We start from the raw sequence: 24,387 nt of genomic DNA, 5'->3' as shown, positions 1-24,387 counted from the left end.
TTGTAGTTTGAAGTTATAAAATTCAACTTAAAATATAAATTAGTTAATCATTATTCATCCATCATTCCTTTCATAATTCTATTTTTAGAGTAACATTCTTTTTAGGGAGATGCAATATTAGCTTCAATTTCATCTAATTCTAAATCATTTATAATTCTTTGAGTAAGGAGATAAAACTTTACCGCCCTTTTTATAAACATCACATTTTTGTTCAATAGGTCATGTCTTTTGTCCGTTAAAAAGGGAGGATATGAAATTGACATCAACTTTTTGTGTAACTATAATAGTTACAGTTTGTTTCGTAAACTAATTTGAATTTCTATTTTAATGATAGTATATTTTCATTCCTTTTTAAGTGTGACAGATAGCAACTATAATCCAATAGAGGAGTAGATTCTATCTCATATGTAAAGAGTAGATAAGTTGTACCCGCCAAATTTACGATGCGCAAATACTTAAAAAACTACATTTTTCAGCTTATCCTTTTTAGAATCCTCAGTATTAATAATTGTAAACATCTACAAAAAGTTAACAAGACTGTTGTATGTAGAAAGAAATCTTTTAAAAAGGTCATAATATGGATAATAGGTAGCACACATTTAAATTTAGTAGGAGTTGTGCCACTATCAAGACATTTTTTAATAAAAGTATAGAAAAAACTCAAGAAGGTGAGTCCATTGCGTAAGCATGCATATGTGCAATTTTATGTATTGATATTGGCTTTAATAGCTTATATAAGCTTTTGCTTTATATTTTTATTTGTTTTTCCGAATCATTATTTCGTATCAGATTTTAATATCCGACTATCATCTTTAGTCGTTGAAACTACTGTATTTATCTCATTACTGTATTCTATATTATCCCAAAAAATTAAGTTAGGAGTATTCTGGGTTTGCATTACTATTGCAATAGGGTGTTTTTTGATAGGAAATTTCATATCCGCTTTTCAAGTACTTAATGTAGAATTACCAATACAAAATTTTAATATTTCTGATGTATTTCTACTGTTTTTCTTATTCTTCTTTCTTTTTGCGTTCTTTTATAAAATTATGATGGAATGTAATAAATGGGAGAAAGCATATTTACTTTGTGATTTATGCATTGTTGTTACTGCTATTTTTACATTAGAGTGGTACCTATTTAATAAACCATCTGCAAATATTTTATTCTTATCAATTGGAGATGTTTTTCTCTCATTTATTTTTCCGATTATAGATTTATTGCTTCTATTACTTGGAGTTACACTGATCTTTCGTCCTGCTATTTTCAATGCAAAAAGTAAATTGTTTATTTTTATCCTAGTATTAACTGGATTGGCTATTACGGACTATTTGTATTTTTACTTACAAGGTGATTTGTCAGAGCGTTCAGTTATATTTTTAAGGTGTTTGTATAGAGTTTTCCTATTATTTATCGCTATTGCTGCTACAATCCAAAAGAATACTTCTTCTAAAAGAAATTATTTTATTATTAATCCGACATTTGGAGAGAAACTTCTTGGTATATTCCCTTATCTTGCAGTTGCAGTCTTAATTGGCTTTACTTTGAAAGAGCAAACTTCTTCAGCTACATTAATTACGGGAAATTGTATTGCTTTTGTATTTGTACTGATTCGTCATACAATCGTACGAATGCAAAACAAAGAGTTAACTAAAACATTAAAAGTGTTTAATAATCAATTAGAACAAACAGTATCTCAAAGAACAAGGGATTTAATAAATAAATCTAATGATTTAGTAAAAAATCAAGAGAGATTTAAGTCATTATATGAGTATCATCCGGATCCTATTTTAACGATTGATTCAAGCGGTATCGTATTAAATATAAACCAGGCTGGAAGTATGTTATTAGGAAAAGAAAGTGCTGTATTGATAGGGAAAGAGTGCTTCTCTATTTTTTTAGATGAAGATAAATCTGAATTGGAAGCAGCTATAAAGAAAGGGAAACGATGTAGTTCATCTTCACTACAGTTACGTGTGAAAAATAACAATGAGAAAGATATACTCTTTTGGTATGTCACTATAGTTCCTATTATGATAGAAGGACAAACCTTTGGGAGCTATGTAATGGTAAAAGACATAACAAGGATGAAACAACAACAGGAAGAGATAAATTACCTTGCATTCCATGATACGGTGACGGAGATTGGAAATCGTATATTCTTCCAACAAGAATTAGATAGATCTATTAAGCGTGCACAAAAAACACAGGATAAGTTTGGGCTCCTGTATATTGATTTAAATCGCTTTAAGACTATTAATGATACATTGGGTCATTCGATTGGTGACAAGGTTTTAAAAGAAGTTGCCAAACGTTTTAGGACATGTCTGTCACCGACTATTCCTCTAGCAAGAATAGGTGGTGATGAGTTTGCGATCATTGTCCATAACCAAACAGAGCAACAGCTATTGGATTTGTGTAAAACTCTATTTCGTATAACTGAAGAACCATTTGTAGTAAATCAGCATAGTTTTTACTTATCTCTTAGTATAGGAATAGCAGTGTATCCATTTGGAGGAATAAATACTACTACACTTTTACAACACGCTGATATCGCTATGTATAGCGCAAAGGAAAAAGGTAACAATGCTGTTTGTATGTATGACGAGACATTATCTCAAAAAGTAACTCGTCGATTACGATTAGAACAGGATTTACCAAATGCAATTGAAAATAATGAGTTGTTTTTATTGTATCAACCACAAATTGATAGTAAGGCAGGTAAGGTTATTGGTGCAGAGGCTTTAATACGTTGGCAACATCCAGAGCTTGGACTGATTTCTCCTTTTGAGTTTATACCTATCGCAGAAGAAACGGCGCAGATTATTTCAATTGGGAAGTGGACGTTACAGAAAGCGTGTCAACAACTGAAAGAATGGCATTCTGCGGGCTTTTCAAATCTAAAGATGGGGATAAATTTATCAGCTATAGAGTTTGAACAGAAAGATTTTGTTCAAACCATTATATCTACCATAGAAGAGATAGGAGTACCTGCTAATTCGATTGATTTGGAATTAACAGAGCGAATAGCAATGGTAGATGAAAAGGAAACCTTATCGAAGTTAAAAGCATTAAAATCATATGGTGTACATTTATCAATTGACGATTTTGGTACAGGTTATTCTTCATTAGCGTATCTGCCTCTTTATCCAATTGATACTTTGAAAATTCCAAGAGAATTTGTTAATAGGATTGGAACTTCTACTGATGGAGATGAAATTATACAAACCATTATTTCACTTGCTCATACTTTAAACATGAAAGTGATAGCAGAAGGGGTAGAAACGAAGGAACAATTAACAGTGTTACAACGTAATGCATGTTATCTAATTCAGGGCTATTACTACAGTAAACCTGTAAATGAAGATGAATTTATTGGTTTTTTAAGTACAATACAAAATGAATAAGTGAAAAATCAGTATATGTATGAAATAAAGTGAAAAGACGATCTATCCATATGGATTTGAACGTCTTTTCACTTTATTTTCAGTAGTTATGCAGCAAGGTTTCAGCCTTTGAAAGTAAAATAAGTATCTATATTCCTTGTATTTAGGGCTAATGGGATATGAGGTGAAAGTTGCTTCTTGTGAAACCGCATTAGGGACAGCTCGTATATTCTTAAAGCAATTTGAAAAAGCGGAAGAACATTTCAATCGTTCCATTGACCTTTTGCAAAAACATAATGAAGAAAAATTGATTTTAATAGTAAGGCATAATCTAGGACTATTATATGCAACTCAAAATTTATCTAAATTAGCAATTCGTCATTTATCAGAAGTCACAGAGAAGAATATTGCCCATTTTAAAGCAGTGTTCTTACAAGCGCGTGAACACTATAAGCTAAGAAAAACAAATATTGTAAAAGAACTTATTGAAAAAGGATTAGCAGTTTGTATGGAATTAGGAAATGAAGAGTATGTATATCATTTCAATATTTTACGTTCTCTTAATGAAGATGAAGCAATTAAACTCTTAGAAGAAGTGAAAAAAGTATTTCTTACTTCGAAAAGCAAGGTTTATGGGATTTCGTAGAAGAATATGCAGATCTAAAAAAGGAAGAAATTATACAATAATCACATGCTATCATTTTTAATAGCTAATTAACAAAAGGACTCCTAGTTTGGAGGGGGAATTATTTAATCTTTTTTATTTAATAAAGGGATGATATTTAGTTATCTGCGCTTCTTAATTATGTTTTTTATCACAATTTGAAGTAAATTTCAGTTAATCTTATTTATTTTATAGGAATTATAAGTTATACTAAAAGTAGGTGCAAAATGTACCATTTGAAAAAGAGTGCATTGCAAAAAGGAATCCGTAAAGGATTCCTTTTTTGTTTCTTTTAAAATGAAGCAACGTTCTAATTATCTCTTTCTTTTTTTATGAATGAACTACCAATGTATAAATTTAAAAGGTATTTTTGGAAAATTGCCATATTCCTGTAACAAAACAAAGGTATGTTATGTGTGTTAAATATAAAGAGAAAGAAGGAAAAGTTGTGAAAAAAGTTTTGCCAATTGTTGCGTTATTAGGCATGATGAGTTTTGGAGTACAGGAAATGAATGTAAGAGCTGATACATACCACAAGGGCGATTCAAAAATTAGTTTTTGGGATTCGAAAAGAAAGGGTACTAATTTCATGAATAGTACGTCATTACCTGAAAACTATAAAAGTGCAAAAGAAGCTAATATTGAATATGTACGTTTAGCACCTGATAAATGGGCAAAAGATAAAGATTTTCTATTTGAGGATAAACCAGATACTTCTGGAAAGGATTTTCTGATAGGTAATGCAGATAACTATCGGGGATTAGTAAAGGAAGATCTAGAAAAATTAAAGGCGGATTTAGATGCCGCACAATCACAAGGAATGAAAGTCGTTCTTACAATGTTATCCTTACCTGGTGATCGATGGCGCCAATTTAATAATAATAAGAATGACGACAGAATATGGGAAGAAGAGAAGTATCAAGAACAAGCAAGTCAATTTTGGAAGGACCTCGCTCTGGAACTAAAAGATTACCCCGCGGTGGTTGGTTATAATATTATAAATGAACCACATCCAGAAACAGCTAAAAATAATAGATATAATGATTTTTGGACGGAAGATTACGAGAAATGGTATGCAAAAGTGGAGGGAACGACAGCGGATTTAAACAGATTTTATGAAAAGGTGATTAACTCCATTCGTGAAGTAGACCAAGAAACACCGATTATTTTAGATTCAGGTTTATATGCTACTCCATGGGCCTTTAAATACTTAAAGCCAGTAAAGGATAAAAAAACGCTTTACGCATTTCATATGTATGAACCATATGAATTAACGAGTCAAGGTGAAAAGAAAAATAAAGAATATCAATATCCAGGATTAGTAAAAGTAGGAGACTTAGAGAAACCTGTAATGTGGAATAAGCAGGGATTAGAGAAATTTTTGAAGCCAATTCAACAATGGTCTAAGAAAAATCATGTACCATCTAATCGAATTATTGCAGAGGAGTTTGGAATTAACCGTACTGTTCCAGGTGCTACCCAATACATGCAAGATCTTATTTCTATCTTTAACCAAAAAGGATGGCATAAATCATTCTATGCATTCCGTGAAGACACATGGACAGGGATGAATTATGAATTGGGAACAGAAAAAATAAAATGGGATGAAGAGGGTAAACCGATGCGTCAAGATAATTCACTCTGGGATGTAATAAAAAAAGATTTACAAACGCGTAAATAGTTTAGAATATTAGGCTTAAGGACTAAATGTAAGCATCTAATTCCAATAGAATTAGATGCTTTTTATTTCGAAAAAAGGTGGAGTTGAATTAAAGATTCCATCTTTTCTTTTGCATAAAGAGTACCAATCAGGTTTATTTACAACGAAAAATAAGATTTTTAGAGAATAGCTTAGAAAAAAATTGTGGAGGTTCAAACAAATGTGGTCACAATTGTTTAAACCTTTAAAGTAAAATGGAAGTTGGACAGTTGCTATACAGGCAGCAAATTTACAATATGTTTCGGCTGAGCCTTCGGGAAATATAATAGCAAATCGTAATGCAGTTAATGAATGGGAGAAATTCGAATTAATTCCGACTGGGGAATTATATACGTACGCTTTAAAAACTAAAAGTAATGGGAAGTATGTTTTGTTTGAGCCAAATGGTAGAGTAGTAGCAGATCGTACATCAATTGGGGCATGGGAAAAATTTATCTTATATAATGGTGGAGACAATAGGATATATGTATTACAAGCACTAAGTAATGGTAGATTTATATCAGCAAATGGTGGTAGAGAATTAACTGCTAATAGTTATGTAGCTGGAAGTTGGGAAAGATTTGTTATTGTATACTTCTAAACTTTGAAGTGTTATATATCTAAATAATAATGGCATGTTTAGTTTGTATAAACGCCTAATACAAGAAAGTATTAAGTATTTAATACAAGTGTATATTAACATGTAAAAGGGCTGCAAATAATTAGCAGTCCTTTTTGCATGTTAAATAAGGACTTACTGAGGTTATAATGAAAAGAAAAAGAACCCTATAGGGTTCTTTTTCAAGGCATATTAACAGTAAGGAGAATCATGAAATGCTACTTCAAATCTTTATTAGGGGAAAGATTTTGAATAAGCTTAACATACATCTATTTTTACATAAATGTAAGATATAGTAAATTGATAATATTTATACTTACTATTGCTAATATTCAATTAAGATAGTTAATACTATTTATATAGTGTTAACTGGTGTATAGTACAGTATAGATTTAGAAATTTAATATTAGATTACATTTGTTAAAAAAGTTAATAGATATATTTTTTCAAATTCTAACTAACATTTAAACGGTTTTAATTGAAATTGGTTGTGTATTAACCTTTATAAGCCAATAAAAGTAAATAAAATAAACAAAGACCCTGTAATAAATACAGGGCCGGATACAGGGTTAAGGGAACGCATAGTTTCTTAATATCATAGTAGCATATATTCTTTGTATAGCTACATGAGGATTTTGACAGAATTAAGAACAAGACAGAAAATCTGTAGGAAAGCAAATATAGTGCTGGAAATGTGATTGGAAATTAAGTTATAAGTATATTGAAATGGATGAAAACTCTTGAGTACCATGATTAAATTGCCTTTAATTATGAGGTTTAGGTTAGAGGGATAATTGGATCTTACTGAACAGAAAAAATGTTTTTTAGATTAAAAGAAGAAAAGACACCTTTTGGGTGTCTTTTCTTTAGGTAAACAGTTCACATATTGCTGAATTAGATACGAAACCATAATTCGACTACGAAGTAAATCCTAACATAATCTGAACAGAAAAAATATGTAATATTACATTTTTAGTTTTTAATTATTTTACTCAATATAGAGAAGCAACGTAAATAAAAGGGCATGCAGTCGTATCTGCAGCCCTTTTTAGGAGGAATTCAAGACACCATTAGGACACGTATCGGTAAACAGGTTCAAAAATAGTATGTGTGAAAAGAAAAAGTCCTATACCAAAAGTAGACAGGATCTTATCTTTTTTACATTTTTAAAAATGAAATGCTGTCCTTTTGAAATCAGTACAGCACACATTTGGTTTGTAATGAAATTAGAAAAAGTATACATGAAAATGGCAGACAACTATTTTGTTGCCTGCCGGTGCCAGTGGATTGAATGAGTTAGTCAATTCAATAAATTGTGCTATCTCATTACCAGAAGAGTGAAGCCGCTAGTTCAAACGGCTTAGACATAGTTTGTCTAATAAAGAAAAAATTATGAGTAGAAATTTTGTTTGCTCTATATGAAAAGATAAATAGATATTCATCAGACAAGGATAATTTAGCATATCTTGAATAGGGTGTAGGAACGAATTAAAGAAAGGGATATTTGTTTAGGAAGGGACTGACTCAGGAGTGGGACTTTCGGACAGGGTTTGGGGAGCGGTGATTGCCTTTGGCATTGCGACTAATATCGTTGCTTGTATAATGGCGGTATACATTCAAAAATATGAGCTAATGATAAATCATCTTACAAATATTTTATTTTTAATAATTATCTCTTTAACGTTTATAAAGATGAAAATTAACAGATGGGTGGCTTTAGGATTTACATTAGTTGTAATAGAGAAAGGTATTAAAGCGGGCTATGACTTCTACACACATAATTATTATAGTGTCAGTTGGAGTTTAGCTATCATTGTCTATTGCATATACGAGATGGAAAAGTATCATATTGAAATAAACGAATAGGCGCAACAAAAAGGTGTTAGTAGGTGGAATTCTTTTTAAAATACTATAAAAAAGACACTACAAGAGTGTCTTTTTTTTGAAAATACTCTATAATTAACTTTGGGGAAGGTAATGTTAGAGTATTCGTTTAGCATTATCTTTATATTTGATAAACCATGAAATCGAAAGATTTTGTGGTTTATTTTATGAACAATAGATATTACAGTATTGGCAGTGAGTTATTAACCATTTTAAGCATTAGGGGAGAATGGATTAAAAGTCTAACATCGAATAACGGTTCCGGAATATAGTGTTGCGAAATGATCTCCCATATCCCAAACGGTACTTGCCTGTATATAGCCCTTAAAGCCTTCTGAAGAATAATAAATCTCTTTTGGTATACTTTCTTTAGTTTGGAAATGTGCTTTAGAGTACTTTACATAATGGTTTTTAACAACTTTTGCTTCTGGAACAATAGTGTTTTTTTGTTCCAATTTTGGCCTAGCACTAGAAGGTGGTATGAATTTTATATTGTCTTGGTAATTAGGATCTAAGGTGTCAGCTTGTACACTGTGTGACGAAACAAAGGTGCTTAGACTACTTCCCGCGATTAAAGTTGCAAATACTAACTTTGAGAATTTTGTTAATCTACTCATTCTATAATCTCCTTTTTATTATTTTGTAAGGTATCTCCTTACACCTCACAGTCTATATCCACTACAAAAGGGTGTACATACATATTGATAGACAAAATTCTACAAAATACCGCATGTTTTTGGGATTTATGTATAATAATCCAATGTCTAATAATCTATCAAAAGTAAAAAGGTAGGTCTTATATAAAAGAAAATGAATAATTTATGCAGGTAATGTATATGGAATTATTGTTTAAATATTCTAAAATGAGTTGATAAAGATGTTGGTAGGTTTTTTGGAAAACAAATAATTCCCTAGGTGAAATTTGGAAGGAAGATTCTCTGTTAGAGTTTTTATAAGGGAATTCATTTTCGTAGATTCAAAATGTAAAAATAACTAAAAGAGCAAGTGTTTCAATGGGTAAAAAGCTATGTTGAGTCTTTTTTTTCTGTCGGTGGTCGTCTAATCAATGAAATGACGAATGCTTATGATAGTTTGTGTCTAGCAACATTCGTGTATAAACGAATGAATTAAGAAAAGGGTGAAATATTGGATAACTCGAAATGGATGCCTTTAAGTAATGTTGATGATGATGAGGAAATTTGGGTAGGAGCAAGAGTTAGGGTGTACAATGTTGGTATGAATAGAGAAGATAAAGAAAATAATTTCTATGAATATATTATTTCTTATATCTACGACAACACTAACTACTTACAACTAACTAATTTAACAACAGGAAAAGCAGGTTATATTATTTGTGTCATTGAAAAAGAATTACCAAATAATTATGCTTTGGGCAGAACATTAAAGCAAAGAATAGGTTTAGAAAATACCTATTTTAGATTTGAATAATCAACAAATAAGGGAAGCACCAACTCTAAGGTGTCTTCCCTTATTTAATACTTTTTATCAATAATCAATATTAACAGAGCCTAAATAAAAAAGTGAGAAAAATGATAAACACTCTTCTCACTTTCATCAATTAGGGTGGCATATACATAAATATGCGTTTGGGTGGATTTTGGATGAAAAATCCACATGCATAGTATAACAAAAAAATTATGGCTTTTCGCATGTAATATTGCATATGAAAAATAGTAAAGTTTTAAATTTTAATATTAACAACTTATATATATGTGTTACAATGTAATTCTCTAATTTATTTTATTCTCCTATTTAGAATTTATAGTTTAGTGATTCAATAATACAAAAGTGGTTGTAATAAATAGATAAAACGATGAAATAATACAGTTAGAATGGTTAAAAGGCAGTTAAATATAAGTATTAAAAGAAATAAATTTACTTATTTATGTTTAGTGAATGTATTATGGTAAGAATTTCATCCGATTGGATTAGCGCTAAACTAGATTTTTATCCAAACAAATCCAATAATTATTTTTTAAATGAAGTATATGTTGCATCAAGTTTATTTGGAATAATTCGTAGTCTAATAATTGCTGAATCTAGAAAAATAACATATTCGAAAGGAGAGCAGATAAAACTCTGTCTGTGAAAATTAAATCTATAAATTATAAAGTACGGATAATAGAATGTAATTGTGGTTTCATTTCGAATGGTACCATAAATGAATGTGGAAAAGTAAAGGAGAAAAATTTAAATAAACTATATAAGTAGTAAAAATGAAAAGGAGAAGTAGCTAGTGTTTAATATAAAAGAAAGATTGGGGCAAATAAAGCTTAAAACGAAGTTGTCTATGGCATTTATAGCAATATTAATTATACCAAGCCTTATCGTAGGAGTATCATCTTATAATAAAGCAAAAACAGATCTTAATGAAACAATTCTACAATCAGCAAAAGATAATATAAGTATTTTAGATAAGATTGTTGATGATGAATTAGAAAATAAGCATACAGATATCACTCATTTTGCAAAGGTACTCACACAAGGGGATTATAATCCTGAACAATCGCAAAATGTACAGAATAAATTTGATCAATATATACAGTTACATCCAGAGATAGAAACGATTTATACGGCATCCAGTAACAATCAATTTATTCATGCACCTGTTGGAAAAATACCAGAAGGGTTTAATCCGCTAGAAAGCAGTTGGTATAAGGATGCAGTAAAAGCAGATGGAGAGATTATTGTTTCATCTCCATATAAATCAAAGTCTACAGGAAATATGGTAATTGCAATTGCAAAGCAGAATGCAGATAAAAGTGGTGTCATTGGCGTAGATTTGAATATTAAAGATATCGTAAAAACATCCAAAATGATAAAAATTGGGAAGCAAGGATTTGTATCTATAGTTAGTCAAGATAAAACTATAGTTGTTCATCCATCACTAAAACCTGGAGAGAAATTAGATAAAACTTTAGTGGATGAATTGTACAAGACAGAAGATGGAGTAATTACTTATAGCCTCAATGGTGAAGATCGAAACATAAGCTTTAAGACAAATAAAAAAACAGGTTGGAAAATAGCTGGCGTAATGCCTACGAAAGAAATTGAAGAAGCTACCAATCCTATTTTTTATAAAACGCTCACTATAATAGGTGCTTCATTATTGTTAGGTGGAATTGTAATTCTATTCATACTCAAATCTATAATTACTCCACTAAGACAATTAGTCATTTCAGCTCAAAGAATTAGTCAAGGAGATTTAACCGAGAAAATAGATATTCGTTCAAAGGATGAACTTGGTCAATTAGGTGGTAGTTTCAATACAATGGCAGAGTCGTTACGTAATATTATTTCTCAAATTAACACATCTGCAGGACATGTAGCTGCGTCTTCTGAGGAACTAACTGCTAGTGTAGAGCAAGCAAGTGTTGCGACAGAACAAATTACAAAAGAGATGGAAGAAATCTCGAACAGTGCAGAGGTTCAAAATAATGAAGTTGAGTCTGGAGCTGAATTAATTGGTGAGGTAACACGAAATATTCAATATGTAGCTGAGAATGCATCTGAAGTATCGGCTTCATCCATATACACTAAACAAAAAGCAAATGAAGGTGAACAATTAGTAGAACAAACTGTAGCACAAATGCAGTCTATCCATCACTCTGTTTCTCAATCCGATAATGTCATAAAATTATTAGATAAGAAATCACAGCAAATTGGCAGTATATTAGAAGCGATTCAAAATATTGCGGAACAAACAAATTTATTAGCATTAAATGCAGCGATTGAAGCAGCTAGAGCTGGGGAACAGGGGAGAGGGTTTGCAATTGTTGCCGATGAAGTTAGAAAGTTGGCGGAGCAATCATCCGGATCTTCAATGGAAATTGGAAGTTTAATTAAGGAAATACAAGCAGACGTACATGAGACTGTAAAAGCTATGAATGAAGTAGGCGTAGAAGTACAGTCGGGAATTAGAGTTGCTAACGATACAAAACAAAGTTTTTATGAGATTTCAAAATCTGCAAATGATATTGTGTCAAAAGTGCATGGTATGGTGGAACTATCTAATACAATGACTACTGATGCAATGAAAGTCGATACATCGATTGATCAAATAGCTATGGCTGTAAAAGAAAATTCTTCAAGTATGCAAACGATAGCTGGTTCATCTGAGGAACAACATGCTTCTATGGAAGAGATAAATTCTTCAGCAATACAATTAGCACAGATGGCGGAAGAACTTCAAGAGTTAATTGGTGGATTTAAGATTTAAGTTGAGATTCTAGGAGAGAATGCTAGAATCTTGTTACAGAGTGGAAATGAAAAATCTTATAACATAGTAAATAAGTATAATATGTACTCTCTATGCGTATTGAACAGGCAGATAAGCCATTTAAAAACCCTCCATTTGGAGGGTTTTTAAATACATTTACATTAAATTTGTGGTGGTGCACCACCATAATCGCCAACACTATATGAAGGAGCAGGATAATGCCCATGAGTAGCAAGCTGATCTGTTTTAGAAAACTGAAAAATTCCCACCGTTAATACCCCAATAAAAGCAATGCTTGATAATAATAAGCTAATTTTTTTCATTATTTTAACACTCCTTTTGCGATTGATTTTTGTCTTGCTTGATAACAAATATGGAAATAGTCACTTACTTTTTGGTGGTTCTCTAATTGTCTACATTTTGTGGCAAATAATTCGGCGTATTCGACAACATATTCCCATAATTCTTCTTCCTCAAAGTATAAGATTCCTTCTTGAATGATTTTTTCTAATTCTTCCAATAGAATATTTTCATTTAATTTTTTTAAAATAGAGAAGTGGTGTGTATATTCTTCGTTATGAATCTCTCTGCAAATCTGTAGTCCCTTATCAATGAGTTGGCTGGCCGTTGATTGTTCTCCTAACTTATAATGTTCCTTAGCTTGTAGGAAGATGGCCTTGAAGTGTGTAGGGATTTTCTCTGTTACTTCTGAAAGGTGACGAATAGCTAAAGTAGACATACTTTGATCAGAATACAGCCACCCCATAGTATTTTTTACGTATAACAAGGAATCTTCTTCCCTATTTTTTTGTAGTAAATCAATTGCACAATGTAGATATTCTTCTGCTTGTTCGTACTGTTTTAAATAGATGCAGCAACCACCTAGCAAACTATTACAAAAGGCTGTTTTTACTTCATAACCTTCGTACTTTGAAAAGATTGCTCTCGATTTATTTGCGTATTCGATAGAAGCGAGATTGTTATAGGTATGGTGATAGAAAGTAGCAATTCTATAGTAAAATTCGGCGTGTTCAATTTCATCTGGTATAGCTACCAATATTTTTTCTGCTAGTTTATAATGTTCCTCTGCCTCAGTATAATTTGATATAAAAGTGGAATGAATGGATTTGAAAAAATGATAATAGAATTGTAGAAATTGATCTGTAGGCATATCATAATCGCTAATAGTATCAAAACTATTTTGTTGAATACCAAGGCTATCTGTTAAGACTTTGTAACGAAATTCGAGTAGTGAATAGTATAGTAACAAATTTTGATCCTGATGCTCTTGATTCGGTTCAATGCTTAACTTACTAATTTTTTCATCAATTTTCTTTTTTAGATTAGTAGCTTTTATAACTTGCTGAGATAGCATAGATCGATACCAGTCGTTCAATAGAGAGGTTAATTGCTCATTTCCTTTTACTGAGACACTCATAATATACGCCCCCATTTTCTAAAAAAATCCTAATCCAATTTAATTATAAACATCATAACAAAATAGAAGAAAAAATGGAGTGATATTACAATATTTTTCAAGAAAATTCATAAAAAACAATCAATTCGTGTCGAATATACGTAGAATAAAACATCCAAAAATAATCAAAAGATGATATGAGTCTTTATACGTTCTATTAGGTGAACTAAGAAACTGTGTTTGAAGATTTATGAAATTTCTTTTTCTTAAAACGATCAATTATGTGTTAATTTTTAGATTATTTTATCGGATAAATATAGTATGTATCCCACCAAATGTATAAATCTTGCGTATGTAAATAAGAAGAGAATAAAGGAAATAAAAAAGAACTTGTAAGAATTCCTACAGGTTCTTTTTTAGATAATGTAAAAGGTGAAACAGACTATGTCATTATTTGTAATAGTAAAATTATCTTACGTATGGTTTTGTTTTATTTTATCATTTTAGCCAAGAAGACTCCCTCCATAAGGAACTCACAGCAAGTATGGGTAAGTGGGAGTAGTTCAAAGCATGCAATATTGTTTGATTTGGCTAATACATAGATTTCTCATCTCAGAACTGGTGTAAGAATTATAATGTTTATACCATTCTATTGTATTTTCTAAAGTCTGTTGTAGGGACCATTTTGGCTGCCAATTAAGATTGAATTTTGCTTTGCTAATGTCAAGGTTTAGTAAATTTGCTTCATGAAAATTTATTGGACCTATATTTTCTGCTGTCCAATCCCCGCAGCCCCAAATATCTAGTAAACTGGTCACTAATTTTTCTACTGAAACAATATTGCTTAGGGATGGCCCGAAGTTCCATGCTCCTGAAAAAAGGATACCATTATTTATAATTTTTTCTGTAAGGAGTAAATACCCGCTTAAAGGTTCTAGTACATGTTGCCAGGGTCTAATAGCAGTAGGATTTCTAATAATAATCTTTTTGTTTGATTCTAATGCTCGTATACAATCGGGAATAATTCTATCTATTGACCAATCACCACCACCAATTACATTACCAGCTCGAACACTTGCAATTATTTTCTTGTGTTGAGAAAATTTTTCTTCTGAAAAGTAAGAATTACGATAGGAAGAAATTAAAAGTTCGCAGCATCCTTTGCTTGAGCTATATATGTCATGGCCGCCCATAGGGTCAATTTCACGATAACCCCAAGGCCATTCTTTATTTTCATAGCACTTGTCACTTGTCACCATAATTCCTATTTTAGCTGATTCATGTAATCGAATTGCCTCTAGTACATTCATAGTTCCTACAACGTTTACCTCGTATGTTTCTCTAGGATATTCATATGAATACTTAACTAGAGGTTGGGCAGCTAAATGGAATACAATTTCAGGTTTATAATCTGTAAAAACCTTATTTAATTTATTAAAATCTCTAATGTCTCCACGAATATCAATTATATTATTTTGAAGGTTAGTAATGTTAAAGTTATCATTTTTATTTTTAGGATCTAATGAATATCCGATTACAGCAGCACCTAATTCATTCAACCATAGGGATAACCAAGAACCTTTAAAACCAGTATGTCCAGTAATTAAAATTCTTTTTCCGTAAAAAGCATTATTAAAGTTTTGGTTTAACAATTAGTCCACCTCCTTTAGTACCCTATTTTTAGGGAGTTAGGTATAAATGTTTATTATTTTTATACCAATTAACAGTTTTTATAATTCCTTCTTCAATATTAATTCTAGGTTCCCAGGAAAGAGAGTTTTTTATTTTTTGCACATCCGCTTCAGGAACCCATCTTTCATTTGTTCTAGAGGAAATTGCACCGTAATTTGGTCTGGAATTGGTTTTCAAATGTTTGAATAATAATTCTACATAATGTTTCAAGGGGTGAATAGTGCCGCTCCCAATATTAAAGATTTCATTTTGTACAGTAGTATTTTCTACTGCTAGGATACAGGCATCTATTACATTTTCTATATAACAATAATCTCTTAATTGATTACATAAAGTTAAATTTACATCTTTGTTTTGTAATACTCGCAAGATTATATAGCTAAAAATTTTATGCGGCTCTTCGCCTTCTCCGAATATGCCAAAAGGTCTTAATGTTATAAGATTAATATTGTTTTCGCTAGCAATTTGATGGGCCAGTATAGTAGCAGCAGCTTTGGTACTTCCATAGATGTCCACAGGAGTTAGTAACATATTTTCATGAATAGGTTCCATCTTGTTACCGTATTCAGAACTACTCCCAAAATTGATGATTTTTTTACAATTCACCAATTTTGCTGCTTGAATAATGTTACAAGTCCCTATAACATTTGTTTCTATAGCATGGATGTAATCTGTATGGGCAGAATTTACACCATAGGCTGCCAGGTGAAAGATATAATCGGGATTAATTTTCTTTATTGCATCTTGTACTTGTTTTTTATCTCGTATATCTATTTCATAGGTTTCAATATATTTTAGAATATCCTTTAGTCTCCAAGAGTTTGATGGTGTTCTTATGAAAAGAACAATTTTTGCTTGTAAATTTAAAAGTCTTCGTGCCAAGTGAGAACCAATAAAACCGTATCCACCAGTAATAAGGAAAGTTTTATTTTTAAATGAAGCAATCATAGTGATAATCTATCCTTTATTAAGATGTATTTTTAGTTGCTGAAATAAATAGATTTATTTTTAAATAAGGAAAGTATCAGTCTTAATTGTGATGAGGGGAGGGGTATTTAAAATAATTTTTTATTGTTGTTGTATCAATTTGGTCAGCAAATAAAGAGGAGGGAGATTTTTGAAAAGTATTATGAAGGGTATGACATGTCTTGTTCAATTGTTCAATATAAGGAATGTATATATAATCTAAAACTGCTGGAGGTAATTCTAAAGTTTCTTGTTTCCATAAATCGAACTCATTTGGATTAATAATTTGCATACTTCCAAAATGAAAAGCTATTAATTCATCTTGATCAATAAAAACTTTATTATCTGTTTTGGATATAGAACTGCTATTTAAAATGACATTCCAAGGTGCTGCATCAATACCTTTATGAGTCATGATTTTTATATTAGAAAAGATGTTAGGAATGTGATTTAAATATTTTTGGTCACCCCATCTATTCATTTCAACATCATATTGATTATTGCAATATTCTAGGCATTTATCTTTCCACCATGTTAAAATTTCTTTACTATTTTGATCATTTTTGAAGCCTACTAAACCAGCTTGGTATATACCGTGTATGCTTTCAATTTCAGTAGAGCTTCTTTGAGGGCAAAGGAATACAGAGTACTTCCACCATTCATCAAGAATGATATTCGGTGCTGTAAAGAAATACATATCAGCATCACAATATATAATGTGATCAACTTCCGGATAAAGACTAAGGACATGTAGACATAGGGGCGCTTTTAATGTCCAACAATATTCTTGTAAACTTCTATCATTTTTTATACTGAGGAGCTCATGATTTTCAATTTCTTTTACCGGAATTAGTATGGCGTGCTTTAATTTTAATTTCTCTAATATTTGATAAGTTAAATCATCCATACAACAAATCCATACAGTAAATTTAGCGTTGAAATTTTCTAAGGAATAATAAGAGGTCAATCCTTGAATTAATCGTTCTTTACTTATAATCATGGAAAAGTTCATAAAATGATTGGATTGATTCATTTTTCTTCTTAATTGTGAATCTTTATATAAAGTTTGAGCTTTATTTATATCTTTTTTACTTAAAAATTGTTTAGTATCTTTATTGAATTTATCCTTTAATTGCTTTAAAACAAATTGAATTCTCTCTAAATACGGAGTGTAAATATGGTTTAATATATTATTGGGTATTGAAATTTCTCCCAAAGACCAAAGATCAAAATCATTTTCAGTAAAGATAGTAATACATGCAAAATGGTAAACAACTAGTTTGTCGTTTTCAATAAATATATCGTTTTTAGTCTTGTCAATTTTATAATCGTTATTATATATACAGTTCCAAGGCGCAGCATTTATACCTAAGTTATTTGAAATTTTTACTTTTGGAAAATATATAGGGATATAATCTAAATACTTTTGGTCTCCAAATTTCCCCTCCTCAGCCTCGGCACTGCACCAATCTATACATTTATTTTTCCACCATCTTACACTTTTTAGTCCATAGAGATCATTCTTAAATCCAATTAGACCAGCCTGATATTTTCCATACATTTTTTCTACCCAATCACGATCTCTTTGGGGGGTTAGGAAAATAGAATGGTCACCCCATTCCTCAAAAATAATATTAGGGTCAGAGAAAAAGCATAAATCACCATCACAATATAGAATAGATGGTAAATCATAATTGACCAATAAATATTCTATCAAGACAGATTTTAAAGTCCAACAATATTCATTTACTTTTCTTTTTCTCTTAATTGCTTTTAGTTCACGATCTTCCAATTCTTCAACTTGTAAAAGGTTTACATTAATTAAACTCATTTCTTTTAATAGTGAATATGCAAAAGGATCTATACAACAAATCCACAATGTGAATTTTTCTGAGTACTGCATTAATGATTGCTGTAAAGCAATAATTTTCAAGACATACTCACTACCTACAATGACGCAGAAATGATTATTTAGATCATGTTGTTGATTATAGAATTGGGGATCAATTCTTTTTTGAGTATTTTTTTTGGAGAGATTTGAAGCTTTAATTCCTGTTGAAAGTGGGTTAACTATTTTCTCATTAGAGGGGATATACAATCGAGGTAAACTTATTTTTTTATCATTAGAGTTCAATGCTTATTCAGTCCTCTCCACTAAAATTTATTTGGATTCCAACTTTCATTTACAGTTTTTAAATCTTTAGGTGTATCGACACTAGCCCAAAAGTCATTGTGTTCATAGACTGCGAGCTCATTGTCTTTTATTAAATTTCGAAGAGGATCTTCTTCTAGAACACAATCATCATTATTACTTAAATAATCGAATATTTCTTTGTTAAATACAAAAAAACCGCCATTAATTACTTCATCAAGTAATGGTTTTTCTTTAAAATCAATAGCAATTCCATCTTCGACCGCCAATAGGCCGTATTGACTATTTTTTTTAATTCCAGTTAATGTAGCAATTTTTCCTTTTTCTTTATGGAATGCTATTAGTTGATCAATATCTATATTGGCTAATCCGTCACCATAAGTTAATAAAAAGGTTTCACCCTGTACAAAGGATTCAAGTTTTTTTAGTCTTGCCCCGGTCATTGTATCAATTCCTGTATCTATAAAGTGTATATTCCAATTTTCTAATTTCTGAAGTAGCGTATATTGACTGGTTTTAAAATTCAAACTAAAGTCATTCTCTTTCCAGCTAAAGTCCATAAAATATTCCTTAATTTTCTCACCTTTATATCCTAAGGGCAAAATGAAATCAGAATGTCCATATTTTCTATACCAATTCATTATATGCAAGAGGAGAGGCTTTCCTTGAACTCGAACTAATGGTTTGGGAATGTCCTCTAAAATTCCTTGCATCCGAAGCCCTTTTCCGCCACACAAAATTATGACTTTCATAGATTTATTTCCTTCCTCTCAATATATTTTACTAATTTAAACTATGTAGTTTGTTTGGTAAATGTATACACGGTTGTACCATAATGACAATCAACTAAAAAAAATATGTTAGATTTATAATTCAGATGTTGATTAAACGTGGAGAATACACATTGTAGTTTATCATTAATTATATGTAAATTAGGTTCTTTTAAAATCTATGCTTTAGTTTATTTAATATTAATGAAAGAAATTGCTTGTTCTTAAGATAAAAGAAGGGGAAGGAAATCAAGGGAATTGAAGAAGCTTATAATGAAATATCCAAGAAGACAAAATATAAGATAAAGTATGGAAGTAAGTAGTCGTGAATGCACTACATAAGCAGAATATGCTGATCGCATAAATGATTATACAGAAATCAACAGAAGAATAACAAAGGGAATTAGCCATTTGAAGGAAAATGGAACAACTATTTTTACATTTTATAAATTCAAAAAAGAGCACCGCATAAAGGTGCTCTAGTGATAGAACTAATTTTGTAAAGAACTATTTATTCAATAAAGAAGGACTTACGAATTATTATATGAACGTTTTGTTAATTAAGTGTGTATCAATTAGACAGGAATTTTATTTCTCTACACCTATTTGATTTTACGGACCAAATCATGTTAAAAGTAAGAAGGAAATTATTAAGTTAATGTTATTTTGTTTAAAATAACATCCCAATCGGAATCATCACCTTCCCATCTATCCTGATAACGTGGGAGTTCAATTGAACAAACTCGCGATATTCCCCAATTTTGTTCAACAATATTAGATATACCCTCCTTGAAATTAACAATAAGGATATTAAAATTCTTATTTGTAATTTTAGATAATACGTTTTGTAATTCAACCGCTTCATCTCGATTTCCCCAAATTCTAATGAATAAAATGGATTCACTACTATTTATTTTTTCAAGGAATTGATTAATTCTAGTGTCTAATTTAGCTTTAAAAGAAGGATAGGTTGATTTCAAATCCTTTTCTGAATTAATAGGAAAATCATGCATTGAAAAACAATTATAATAAGTGTCCTTTATACAGTAGGTAATTCGTTCTGCCCATTTAATTTGATTATCAAATTCTGATTCAATAAGACCGTAACTTTCTGAACCTTCTATAATCATATTTTCCAACTTCATAAATTTTTTAAATCGATTTTGAAGTAATCTGTTTACATCTGAAAGTGATGGATAATAAAACCAATCTAAAGGTCCAGAAAATGTTCTTAAATTGTGTCTTTTGATTTGGTTGGTGACTTGACACAATCCTCCTAAACTTACAATTACGCCATAGGATTTTTGTATATCTTCTAGGTTCATCCTCATCATCCTTTATAAAAGTAATTTAAATTATCTGTTCAGTATATGATGCAATAACATATTGATGTGGACCTATATATCACAGTACATAGAGCTAAGACATTTGTATAAATTTAAAAAGTCAAATACCTAAGTTGAGGGATTTCATCTTTGATGTTATATCATGGAGTTACTATTGGAATGAAAGCTGGTAGGGATATTGCGCCAGAGTTATATTTTCTGCAGTAACTTAATTTAGAAAACTGTTCTTGATTACTGTAGTAAAATTGTTGTTTTTAAAACATTACTTATCCGGATTCATGAAAAGTATTTTAATATATTATCTTATATAACAATATATAGTTTTGATATTAAAACTAAAATATGGAAGTAACATAGTGGATTTACGCATATAGTAATGTTGATGGTAAAATTAACAAAATTTTCATTTAAATCAGATAAAATTATGGTGTTTTTAACTTATAATAATGTTACTACGATGAAAAAATGGCTACTAATTAGTTAATTTAAAAATCAATTTTAGATAGGAAGAGGATAATGAAGACCAGAGATAGTTATAAAATTATTGTAATTGGTGCTGGGACAGCAGGACTATCTTCTACTGCACATTTATTACGAAATGTACCCCTATTTAAAGAAAGTATAGCAATTATTGATCCATCAAAAAAACATTACTTTCAGCCACTATGGAGTTTAGTGGGGGGAGGAATTGTTTCAAAGGAAAGTACGATGCGTAATCAGGAATCGCTTATTCCAAAAGGGGCAACGTGGATCCCTAAAAGTGTTGTTAAGTTATTTCCATCTGAAAATAAGATACTTTTAGATGACGGACTGCTACTTGAGTATGAAATTCTTATTGTAGCAGCTGGTATACAAATAAATTGGGACAGTATTAAAGGCTTAAAAGAGTCTATTGGCACTAATGGGGTATGTAGCAATTATTCTTATACATCTGTTGATTCTACTTGGAGAGAAATCGAAAAATTTAAAGGAGGAAATGCGCTTTTTACCCACCCTAATACTCCTATTAAATGCGGTGGTGCTCCACAAAAAATTATGTACTTAGCAGAGGAGTATTTTTGTAATAGTGGTGTAAGAAACAGAAGTGAAGTAATGTTTTATTCTGCAAACAATAACATATTTCAGGTTCCACGATATGCAAATACTTTAGAACAAGTACTAGAAAGAAAGCAAATTATAACGAATTATAATAAAAATTTAGTGGAAATTATCGCCGAAAAGAGAGAGGCAATTTTTGAAGATACGCAAACACTAAAAAGAGAAACCGTACCATATAGTATGATACATGTTGTTCCACCAATGGGGCCACCTAATTTTATTAAAGAGAGTGAGATAAGTGATCATCAGGGGTGGGTAGATATAAGCCCTTATACTTTGCAGCATGTGCAATATAAAAATATTTTTGGACTTGGAGATTGTACCAATTTACCTACCTCTAAAACTGGAGCAGCAATTCGAAAACAAATACCCGTCTTAAAACAAAATATTATGGACGTACTTAGCGGAAGAGATTTACAGGCTAAATATGATGGATATACATCATGTCCGATTGTTACAGGATATAAAAGTCTTATACTTGCTGAATTTAACTATGAACATGAGCCTCAAGAAACGTTTCCATTTAATCAAGCGAAAGAACGGTATAGTATGTTTTTACTTAAAAGATATATGTTGCCATATATGTATTGGAATTTAATGTTGAAAGGGATTCTATAGGAGAAGATAAAAAGTGGTTACAAAAATTGAAAATTAATTTGAAATAACTAATTGGAGGGAATAGCTATGCTTTTAAAATATTTTTATGATGAAAAATTAGCACATGCTTCCTATTTAGTCGGTTGTCAGAAAGAAGGCGTAGCAATCGTTATTGATCCTAGTCGCTATATAGAACAATATATAGAATTTGCCAAGAAAGAGGGGATGGAAGTAATTGCTGCGGCTGAGACTCATATTCATGCTGATTTTCTTTCTGGGTCTAGAGAACTTTCTAATCTTTACCATGCAAATTTATATGTATCTGATGAAGGAGATTGTGATTGGAAATATCAATATCTTAACGAAGGTCGATACAAATTGGTTAGAGAGGGCACAGAGTTTAAAGTAGGTCATATAAAATTTAATGTAATTCACACCCCAGGGCATACGCCTGAAAGTATTTCTTTTTTAGTAACTGATACAAGTCAAAATAATTATACGAATGATAAACCGATAGGAATATTCACAGGTGATTTTATATTTGTAGGAGATATAGGAAGACCGGATTTATTAGAAACTGCAGTCGGTATTAAAGATACTGCAAAAATAGGAGCGAAACAATTATTTGATTCTATACAAAAAATAAAAATACTTCCTGATTATTTGCAAATATGGCCATCACATGGTGCGGGAAGCGCATGTGGAAAAGCATTAGGAGCAATTCCAACTTCTACATTAGGTTATGAAAAGATGTTCAATTGGGCATTTCGGTGTAATGAAGAAAGTGATTTTATATCGACTTTATTGACGGGACAGCCAGAGCCTCCAAAGTATTTTTCATTAATGAAGAATTTAAATAAGTATGGTCCGCCAATTCGTAAGAAGAGAAAAAGTACTGCTATTAATACAGTAGAAGAACTTCAAGAAATTTTGAAGAGCGTTTATCAAATAGTTGATATAAGGGATGTAGAGAGTTTTGCTGCAGGTCATATCGAGAAGTCAATTAACATACCTTATAACAATTCTTTCACAACTTGGTGTGGATGGTTATTAGATTATAAAAAAGAAACTTTAATAATTCTAGATGAGGAAAAAGTTAAAGTAGAGGCAGTTATTAGAGAATTTGAATCTATTGGGTTAGATAATATTATTGCTTTTGCACCCTTAAAAGTAATACAAAGACTTGATAGATTTGAAAGTTACAAAGAAAAAACATCGATTGAATTATATCCGCATATAAAAGGTGGAAGCGTTAAGGTTATCGATGTGCGTAGTAAAAAAGAGTGGGAGGAAGGACACCTTCATGATGCAATACATATCACTTTAGGTAATCTATTTGAACAACTAGATTATATACCGAAAGATTTTCCAATAGTTTTGCAATGTCGAACCGGATTACGTTCCGCTATAGCAGCTAGTATTTTACAAAGAGCTGGTATAAAGGAAGTAGTGAATTTAAAGGGAGGATTTCTTGCATGGAAAGAAGAAGGGCTTCCTTATACAACATGCAATCTCAATGTGTAGGAAAATATTATATGCTAGGTAAGAATAATTAAAAGAAGTTATAGATGACGTGTTAGAAAAGGGAATCATAATTGTCGCAGATTCAGGAAATACATTAGGATTATTAATTGATTATCCAGTTAAATATGAAAATGTAATATTTGTTTTAGCATTAAATAATTTAACATTGGATCCATCTTTTATGGAATGGCAGTGTTGGAAGTACTTAGGTATTATCAATAAGAACCCAATTTAAAATTCTCTTGGATGCAAGAGAATTTTTTTATTGGGAATAGTAAGGGGGAGGGGAGGTGCATTACATATGGGAAAAGGTAGAAGTAATAATGCTGGTAA

Annotated in this window: 16 protein-coding genes and 1 pseudogene; 9 read left to right on the top strand and 8 right to left on the bottom strand. The window is 30.9% G+C overall.

Annotated elements, in window-relative coordinates; genetic code table 11:
- Positions 1-677: 677 nt before the first annotated feature.
- From BHV55_RS17470 to BHV55_RS17450, 5 genes and pseudogenes are all read left to right on the top strand, one after another.
- Positions 678-3,407, top strand: coding sequence for a sensor domain-containing protein (locus BHV55_RS17470; protein ID WP_070756864.1), 2,730 nt, complete (start codon positions 678-680; stop codon positions 3,405-3,407).
- A gap of 151 nt (positions 3,408-3,558) precedes the next feature.
- Positions 3,559-4,032: a tetratricopeptide repeat protein gene (locus tag BHV55_RS17465; protein WP_002026151.1), complete on the top strand. Its 474-nt coding sequence runs from the start codon at positions 3,559-3,561 to the stop codon at positions 4,030-4,032.
- Positions 4,033-4,462: 430 nt separating this feature from the next.
- Positions 4,463-5,731 carry a glycoside hydrolase family 5 protein gene (locus BHV55_RS17460; protein ID WP_070757041.1) on the top strand — a complete coding sequence of 423 codons (1,269 nt, stop codon included), beginning with the start codon at positions 4,463-4,465 and terminating at the stop codon, positions 5,729-5,731.
- Positions 5,732-5,963: 232 nt separating this feature from the next.
- Positions 5,964-6,350: pseudogene (locus BHV55_RS17455) on the top strand (fascin domain-containing protein); the annotation flags it as partial.
- Between the two features lie 1,548 nt (positions 6,351-7,898).
- Positions 7,899-8,234, top strand: a complete 336-nt coding sequence (locus BHV55_RS17450) for a hypothetical protein (RefSeq protein WP_000524431.1) — start codon at positions 7,899-7,901, stop codon at positions 8,232-8,234.
- A 260-nt stretch (positions 8,235-8,494) separates the two neighbouring features.
- Here the strand turns inward: BHV55_RS17450 and BHV55_RS17445 are convergent, their stop codons facing one another.
- On the bottom strand, positions 8,495-8,869 hold the full coding sequence (locus BHV55_RS17445) for a hypothetical protein (protein WP_000088957.1): 375 nt from the start codon (positions 8,867-8,869) through the stop codon (positions 8,495-8,497).
- Positions 8,870-9,416: 547 nt separating this feature from the next.
- Between BHV55_RS17445 and BHV55_RS17440 the strand changes: the two genes are divergently transcribed.
- Together BHV55_RS17440 and BHV55_RS17435 are read left to right on the top strand one after the other, a co-directional pair.
- The gene (locus tag BHV55_RS17440; RefSeq protein WP_002062883.1) at positions 9,417-9,701 is read left to right on the top strand and encodes a hypothetical protein; all 285 of its coding nucleotides are present in this window, start codon (positions 9,417-9,419) and stop codon (positions 9,699-9,701) included.
- Positions 9,702-10,509: 808 nt separating this feature from the next.
- Positions 10,510-12,492: a methyl-accepting chemotaxis protein gene (locus BHV55_RS17435; protein WP_070756863.1), complete on the top strand. Its 1,983-nt coding sequence runs from the start codon at positions 10,510-10,512 to the stop codon at positions 12,490-12,492.
- Between the two features lie 161 nt (positions 12,493-12,653).
- Here BHV55_RS17435 and BHV55_RS17430 read toward each other — a convergent pair whose 3' ends face one another.
- From BHV55_RS17430 to BHV55_RS17400, 7 genes are all read right to left on the bottom strand, one after another.
- Positions 12,654-12,815, bottom strand: coding sequence for a hypothetical protein (locus BHV55_RS17430; RefSeq protein WP_000724116.1), 162 nt, complete (start codon positions 12,813-12,815; stop codon positions 12,654-12,656).
- Positions 12,815-13,930, bottom strand: a complete 1,116-nt coding sequence (locus BHV55_RS17425) for a response regulator aspartate phosphatase (RefSeq protein WP_070756862.1) — start codon at positions 13,928-13,930, stop codon at positions 12,815-12,817. Before BHV55_RS17425 ends, BHV55_RS17430 begins: the two co-directional genes overlap by 1 nt.
- Before the next feature lie 542 nt (positions 13,931-14,472).
- Positions 14,473-15,561: a CDP-glucose 4,6-dehydratase gene (gene rfbG / locus BHV55_RS17420; RefSeq protein WP_000934338.1), complete on the bottom strand. Its 1,089-nt coding sequence runs from the start codon at positions 15,559-15,561 to the stop codon at positions 14,473-14,475.
- Between the two features lie 28 nt (positions 15,562-15,589).
- Positions 15,590-16,549 (bottom strand): NAD-dependent epimerase/dehydratase family protein, encoded by a 960-nt coding sequence (locus BHV55_RS17415; protein WP_000561952.1) that lies wholly within the window; start codon positions 16,547-16,549, stop codon positions 15,590-15,592.
- Between the two features lie 82 nt (positions 16,550-16,631).
- Entirely contained in the window at positions 16,632-18,701 is a 2,070-nt protein-coding gene (locus BHV55_RS17410; protein ID WP_070756861.1) for a glycosyl transferase, read from the bottom strand.
- 20 nt (positions 18,702-18,721) lie between these two features.
- Positions 18,722-19,471, bottom strand: coding sequence for a sugar phosphate nucleotidyltransferase (locus BHV55_RS17405; protein ID WP_000864432.1), 750 nt, complete (start codon positions 19,469-19,471; stop codon positions 18,722-18,724).
- A 668-nt stretch (positions 19,472-20,139) separates the two neighbouring features.
- Positions 20,140-20,814: a papain-like cysteine peptidase gene (locus BHV55_RS17400; RefSeq protein WP_001047149.1), complete on the bottom strand. Its 675-nt coding sequence runs from the start codon at positions 20,812-20,814 to the stop codon at positions 20,140-20,142.
- Positions 20,815-21,351: 537 nt separating this feature from the next.
- Between BHV55_RS17400 and BHV55_RS17395 the strand changes: the two genes are divergently transcribed.
- Together BHV55_RS17395 and BHV55_RS17390 are read left to right on the top strand one after the other, a co-directional pair.
- Positions 21,352-22,551, top strand: a complete 1,200-nt coding sequence (locus BHV55_RS17395) for an FAD/NAD(P)-binding oxidoreductase (protein ID WP_000857304.1) — start codon at positions 21,352-21,354, stop codon at positions 22,549-22,551.
- A 66-nt stretch (positions 22,552-22,617) separates the two neighbouring features.
- Positions 22,618-24,054 carry an MBL fold metallo-hydrolase gene (locus BHV55_RS17390; RefSeq protein WP_000925322.1) on the top strand — a complete coding sequence of 479 codons (1,437 nt, stop codon included), beginning with the start codon at positions 22,618-22,620 and terminating at the stop codon, positions 24,052-24,054.
- The last annotated feature ends 333 nt before the right edge of the window (positions 24,055-24,387 follow it).

This window comes from Bacillus sp. RZ2MS9, assembly GCF_001816185.2.
Lineage (GTDB): Bacteria > Bacillota > Bacilli > Bacillales > Bacillaceae_G > Bacillus_A > Bacillus_A cereus.
Note: the sequence above shows the minus strand (reverse complement) of the source record. Positions and strands in the feature narration are given on the sequence as shown.

What these genes read in the sequence shown, in the direction of transcription:
- BHV55_RS17465 (WP_002026151.1), top strand. Translation starts at nt 3,559, where the DNA reads ATGGGATATGAGGTGAAAGTTGCTTCTTGTGAAACCGCATTAGGGACA.
- BHV55_RS17460 (WP_070757041.1), top strand. Translation starts at nt 4,463, where the DNA reads ATGTGTGTTAAATATAAAGAGAAAGAAGGAAAAGTTGTGAAAAAAGTT.
- BHV55_RS17445 (WP_000088957.1), bottom strand. Translation starts at nt 8,869, where the DNA reads ATGAGTAGATTAACAAAATTCTCAAAGTTAGTATTTGCAACTTTAATC.
- BHV55_RS17440 (WP_002062883.1), top strand. Translation starts at nt 9,417, where the DNA reads ATGCCTTTAAGTAATGTTGATGATGATGAGGAAATTTGGGTAGGAGCA.
- BHV55_RS17430 (WP_000724116.1), bottom strand. Translation starts at nt 12,815, where the DNA reads ATGAAAAAAATTAGCTTATTATTATCAAGCATTGCTTTTATTGGGGTA.
- BHV55_RS17425 (WP_070756862.1), bottom strand. Translation starts at nt 13,930, where the DNA reads ATGAGTGTCTCAGTAAAAGGAAATGAGCAATTAACCTCTCTATTGAAC.
- BHV55_RS17415 (WP_000561952.1), bottom strand. Translation starts at nt 16,549, where the DNA reads ATGATTGCTTCATTTAAAAATAAAACTTTCCTTATTACTGGTGGATAC.
- BHV55_RS17405 (WP_000864432.1), bottom strand. Translation starts at nt 19,471, where the DNA reads ATGAAAGTCATAATTTTGTGTGGCGGAAAAGGGCTTCGGATGCAAGGA.
- BHV55_RS17400 (WP_001047149.1), bottom strand. Translation starts at nt 20,814, where the DNA reads ATGAACCTAGAAGATATACAAAAATCCTATGGCGTAATTGTAAGTTTA.
- BHV55_RS17395 (WP_000857304.1), top strand. Translation starts at nt 21,352, where the DNA reads ATGAAGACCAGAGATAGTTATAAAATTATTGTAATTGGTGCTGGGACA.
- BHV55_RS17390 (WP_000925322.1), top strand. Translation starts at nt 22,618, where the DNA reads ATGCTTTTAAAATATTTTTATGATGAAAAATTAGCACATGCTTCCTAT.